The organism is Vibrio sp. 10N.261.51.A3 (genome assembly GCF_041471965.1).
In the GTDB taxonomy this organism is placed as follows: domain Bacteria; phylum Pseudomonadota; class Gammaproteobacteria; order Enterobacterales; family Vibrionaceae; genus Vibrio; species Vibrio crassostreae_C.
The window spans coordinates 1-5,411 of record NZ_JBFRPK010000123.1 but is presented as its reverse complement, the minus strand read 5'-3'; the positions used below and the strand labels follow the sequence as shown (position 1 = coordinate 5,411).

The 5,411-nt window shown below is 44.5% G+C and carries 4 protein-coding genes and 1 pseudogene; 1 reads left to right on the top strand and 4 read right to left on the bottom strand.

Features of this window, described 5'->3' with window-relative positions:
- From AB4371_RS21665 to AB4371_RS21650, 4 genes and pseudogenes are all read right to left on the bottom strand, one after another.
- A pseudogene (locus AB4371_RS21665) lies at nt 1-226 on the bottom strand (DUF3299 domain-containing protein); the annotation flags it as partial.
- Nucleotides 227-378: 152 nt separating this feature from the next.
- A complete protein-coding gene (locus AB4371_RS21660) occupies nt 379-1,719 on the bottom strand; it encodes an amidohydrolase family protein (RefSeq protein ID WP_372150650.1) in 1,341 nt (446 codons plus the stop codon).
- 93 nt (nt 1,720-1,812) lie between these two features.
- Nucleotides 1,813-2,919 (bottom strand): linear amide C-N hydrolase, encoded by a 1,107-nt coding sequence (locus AB4371_RS21655; protein WP_372150651.1) that lies wholly within the window; start codon nt 2,917-2,919, stop codon nt 1,813-1,815.
- Between the two features lie 151 nt (nt 2,920-3,070).
- The gene (locus tag AB4371_RS21650) at nt 3,071-3,850 is read right to left on the bottom strand and encodes a hypothetical protein (protein ID WP_017070663.1); all 780 of its coding nucleotides are present in this window, start codon (nt 3,848-3,850) and stop codon (nt 3,071-3,073) included.
- Between the two features lie 122 nt (nt 3,851-3,972).
- Between AB4371_RS21650 and AB4371_RS21645 the strand changes: the two genes are divergently transcribed.
- Nucleotides 3,973-4,863, top strand: a complete 891-nt coding sequence (locus AB4371_RS21645; RefSeq protein ID WP_372150649.1) for a LysR family transcriptional regulator — start codon at nt 3,973-3,975, stop codon at nt 4,861-4,863.
- The last annotated feature ends 548 nt before the right edge of the window (nt 4,864-5,411 follow it).

The window sequence follows — 5,411 nt, the reverse complement described above, 5'->3', positions numbered from 1 at the left end:
TTATTAAATCTTGACGGTTAGTGGTTTTTGAATCAGAAAGCTGAACATAACGACGCAACTTAGCAATATGATCACTAGATAGAATCACAAAGGGATCATGAAACTCAATTTTTGCCATAAGATCTGGCCAGTCAATCTGCTTGGTATCATTGGCATTAGCATTTAAAGACGCTACCACTATAAATGCAGATAATAGTGGAAGAAGCATTGCTCTAATACTTGACATCAAGAACCTAATAAACGACATACTACTTTCTCCTCAACTTTATAACTAGGCCTCTAGAAAACAAAACGGCAGGACCTGTTGCCAGATACCTGCCTTGGGAAGCGCTGCTTAACGCAAGTGCATTTTCAGCTCTGATCTCGACGATACTAAAACTAGTTAATGGTGTTCTTAAAAATCTTACCATTTTTCATGATCAGGTCTAGATTTTCCTCTGGATTAGTCAAAATACTGATATCTTCCAGCGGGTTACCGTCAATCAAGAGAATATCGGCATAAGCACCATTTTCAATCACCCCGAGCTTGGCTTCAGGATATGGATTACGTGGCCCCGTTAGCTCAAGTACTTCAGCATTCACTGACGTTGCCTGCTGCAAAATTTCGGCGTTGGTAAACCATTTCGTACGATTGGTAAACTCTGTTAAGTGCATACGTTTCTGTTCTAGAGAACCCACCATATCTGCGCCGAACAAAATTTTAGCGTCATGCTTCTTTGCCAGCTTCATCAGGCTGTCGAGTCCCTCTTTCGCTTGTTGCTGACGGGCAACCTGAGCGGGAGTAAAACTGGCAGGGGCCGGGCTCATATATACGCCGGTCTGAGCACCAATATAAGCACCCTTTTTGACAGCCAGTTTCATTGTGTCTTCACTGATCAGATTGACGTGTTCTAACGTTTTAGCTCCTGCCTCCAACGCGGCTTGTGTAGAGGCATCGGTATAGGTATGCACGGCTGCATAGGTGTTCCAACGCTCAGCTTCGCCAACAATTGCCTCCATTTCTTCCTTAGAATATTCCGAGATATCCAGAGGGTCATAAAGACCAGAGACAGCGCCTCCGGCAAAGAACTTCAAAAAAGCCGCTCCCTTCCGAAACTGCATTCTGGCAGCAGTTAAGGCTTCATCAACACCATCTGCGTTAATAGCGACACCTGCCGTCTCAATTTCTGTTGTTGACGGCCCCCCCATCATTCTTGGGGCAACACTTGGCGCTCGCATATCTCCATGGCCTGCGGTCATACCTATAGCTGCTCCGCTTGAGTAAATCCGAGGCCCAGGGAAGTAGCCTTCGTCAATCGCCCGCTTCACGCCAAACATTGAACCGCCAACATCCCTGATAGTGGTAAACCCGCGCATTAACGTCGCCTCAGAATCCACTAGAGCAATAGCGCCCTGATAGTCCATTGGAGTATACATATGCTCAGCAATACTCAGGTTCCACTGAAGGTGGGTGTGCGAATCGATAAAGCCAGGCGTTAACGTACGACCATCACCGTCAATGATTTTTGCTCCGGCCGGAGCAGAGATATCCTTGCCAACAGACTGGATTAGATTGCCTTTAACCAAAACATCGTGATCTTTTTTTAGCTTGTCGTGCACACCATCAAAAACATTGACATTTTGGATCAATATTAGGTTACTGCCTTCTTGTGCATGAGCTATATTCATGCCAAGGCTTAAACCAACTACTATAGAACTGGCTAATAGTTGTTTGTTCATTTTTTACTCCAAAAATAATAAATTATCATCCATTACACCAATCGGAACTGACATAGGATTAGTTCCGATTGGTCAAAGTAATTATCGGTACTCTTATGAACGCCCAACATCGCTTGGCGTCACGTTTTCTATATTCTGCTTTCTGCTCTTATCCATCTCGACATGACGGATGGCGTCAGGGTTCTTAGAGAAATCAATTTGGTTAAGGTCTACCATACGTACCTGACGGTTGTTCTGGGTATGATAGTAGTACTTCAGGTTTTTACTGTCAGCAGCAGAAGTCCAAATAGTAGAGCTGCGCGTACCTTCTAGTAGTTCTGGATTTACGCTAGGCCCTTCTGCGGCACCCAGAGGTAGATTGAAGTTATCCATAATTCGGAAGACTTCATACAATGCTTCTTCGCCATTAACCAATTTACGCGAGGTCTGGGTGTAAGCGGTCGCGCGGATAAAACGGGACGGTGGGGTAAAGTCACCAGGCAGACCGATGAATCCGCTACCGGCACCGATAGGTGTCAGGTCAACTTCGCTTTCTCCTTTCGTCAGAGCTTTCGCCGGGTGTTCATTTGATGTTAAACCAATGTAGTTACGCAGGTTGGTCATATGCCATTCGAAGCTAGGACTATTGGTCAGCACACGCAGTGGGTTATCGAAAATCTTCATTTTACCGTCAAGGTATTCCACCACGATCGCTTTTCCGCTTGAATCTACAACCGATAAGTGGATCGGTGCTGCGATGTTACCAAGAGCAGGCTCTGGTGTACCGACCACGTGGATATTCGCAAGCCCTTCACGTACTTCTTCTACGGTGGCAAAAGACGTCAGCACGTAGTTAGCGAGCTCCAGTTCGCTGATCGTTTGCGAAGCTTTAGCTGGATCGTAGTCTTGATACTCGGCAAAACCTGGCAGATAGAGAACGCCTACCACCAGACCTTTTTCATTCATACCATCGGTCAAGTAGTCTTTTTCCAGCGCATCTAGAGCAACTGTTCCGTATTTTACCTTCCACTTCAGGCCGTTTTTACCGTCCGGAGTGGAAGCCTGGAACTCGTATCCACGGGGTACGATGGCAACCCGAGAGTTAAGATCAAAGGCTCCCCATTCCATGGTTCGTCCATAGACGACCGCGCCGTCTTCGGCTTTAAGGGCGATGCTGGTACAAGCGATGGCTCCACCAAAGTGTAGGGCCGGAACTAACATGGAAAGAGAGAGTATCTTCTTCGCGGTTCTTTTGAATAATCCCATAATTTTACCTTTGAAATATAACGTTGATATTTTGTGCTCTTTAGTTTGCGCCATCATAACTTTTAACTTCAGTCACATAGCGCTCGGACAGCATCTTTTAATTGATTTAAAAGAACATTTTGAACTGGGTCCAGAACACACGGTCTGTGACTGAATCTGTATTCCCCATGTGGTTGATATCCATGTCGATATTATCGAATTTAAACTGTAGCCACTTGTCTCCGCTTTCTGTAAGCGGAACTGCGGTTGTAACGCTAGTTTTCAGGGTTTCTATATTCAAGCTGCCATCCATTGTGGTGTATTCCGGTGACAAAGTGATATAGGAACCATCCTGCATTGGTTTCCACACTAGCCAAGCAGTACCGGTGTAACCAGTAATGTGGGTATCTCTTATGCCATACTGCTGCGCAAGCGCACCCTCTTTTTTATACTCACCGATCAGGCCACCTGCACGGAAAAACAGCGTGATGGATTCAGCTGGGGTTTTTAGTATGCTCGCGGCGCCAAATGCAGCAGTCGTGAAGTCCTTGTTGTCGATAATATCGAGCGATGTAGCGACACGTGGCATTAGGTTATTACCAGTACCAAAGGCGTGGAAATACTGGCCACGGCTGTCTTTGTAATCGCCGTTCTCACTCATGGTCCCTTCCAGCGCCACCATAGCTTCGGAGCCACCGTCAAACTGGTAGGAGAGGGAGCCAAATGCTTTAACGTCCCCTTTGTTACTGGTGCCGATAAAAGCTTGACTATACGCCCGGGTCATATCGGACGGGTCTATTCGTTCATTACTTTGTTCGTTAGCCGCAGCCAAACTTGGGGTTAGAATAACGACTGCATTAAGTAAAAGTATTTTGGTACTTCTAGAGATGAATTTGTTTTTTTTCATAGTGCTTCTTGGTCCGCTTTGATAGTTTGTTTGACTACACTTCAAATAATAACAACGAACGACATACGAAAATAATGCATAATGTATGGCATAATCCATCAATAAATTTCTTTGGAGTAAAGATGTTTTCCTATGAACACTTGGCCGCATTCTGCGCTACGTATGAAGAAAGCAGCTACAGCAAGGCAGGTAGAAAGCTTAATAAAGAGCGCACAACCGTACGTGAACAGATCAAGGCACTTGAAGACAGTTTTTGCATCGAACTGTTTATTATCGAAGGAAAGCGTGCATTGCCGACAGAAGAAGCAAAAGCGTTGTATCGCCAAGCCAAAGTGTTATTAAAAAACAGCGACTTATTGTACGAAAGAATGATAAATGCTTATCAAAAGCCTTTTGAGTCGCTGGTCATATACCATGACGCTTTGGTGCCAGGTTCAATAATCAAAGACATCAATCAACTTGTTAAAAATGCGCTCCCCACATTGCGATTACACTGGCTTCAAAGGAATCGGAATGAAGTAATGGATGCGTTAACCGATGACACTCCGTGCGTTGCCATCATGCAAAGTAAGTTGAAAAACTTACCTGAGCGCCCTTTCCGTTACATTTATTTGGGTACGGTCCAACACCACTTTTATTGTAGCGCTGAGCATGCCTTAGCTAACCAGGGTACAGTGCACATTGATGAGCTGGAGATAGAGAAGCAATACATCATGGAAAGCCATCACAAAAGTAATGCTGACCTATTTTCTATCTCCACGGATTTGAGGATAGTCAGTAATAATGAAGTATTACTAGAACTACTTCGAGAGGATGGTTGGGCTATACTCAACCATTCAGTGGCTGACGCATGGGTTTCAAAAGACATTTTGAAAAAATTGCCTGTCGTGGAAGTGGCGAATGCTCTTAGAATCCCACTGTCTTTTTATTGCTCTCTAGAGCTTGAAGGGTATCAAGAGATTGAATTGTTGGAATCTATTATCACCGATTATGCTCAATCACTTTTTTGGTAAGCCGGGTTAGAGTACGAAATGTTCATTCCCTCCCCTCAATATAAGTAGGCAGGAGGACACGCCTTTCATATCTAGTGTAGATTTTAATTTTAGAGTACGGTTCGCTATTAAAATACTAACAGATTAGAATAGTCATCAATAAGCCTTTACCCAATCGTGATTTCCGCTTCAAGTAAGCCAGCATTACAATGCAAGCGGTAGCCATAAATAGAAATGTTAAGTAATGACCGCTTTTACAAGTATGCTGGAACCGCTCCTTAACCGCCAACCATAATAAAAAGTACTGCTATTCCAGATGCACAATTTACCACTGAGTAATTACGTTAACCAAGAATGGGGCATTTTCGTGTTACATGCCCCGTCAGCGCACTTCTGAACAATTCTGTGTCAGTGACTTTGCTAAATTAGCATTCAAGAATTACCCTAGATATTGCGAGCCTCCACTGCAGTGGAGGAGCGACAACTCAGCTGAGAAAGGAGTGGAGAATCTTAAATGCTCTTGCAGGGGCGGTCGAAATTAGGTTTATCTGATCTGCTCCAGTTAGACT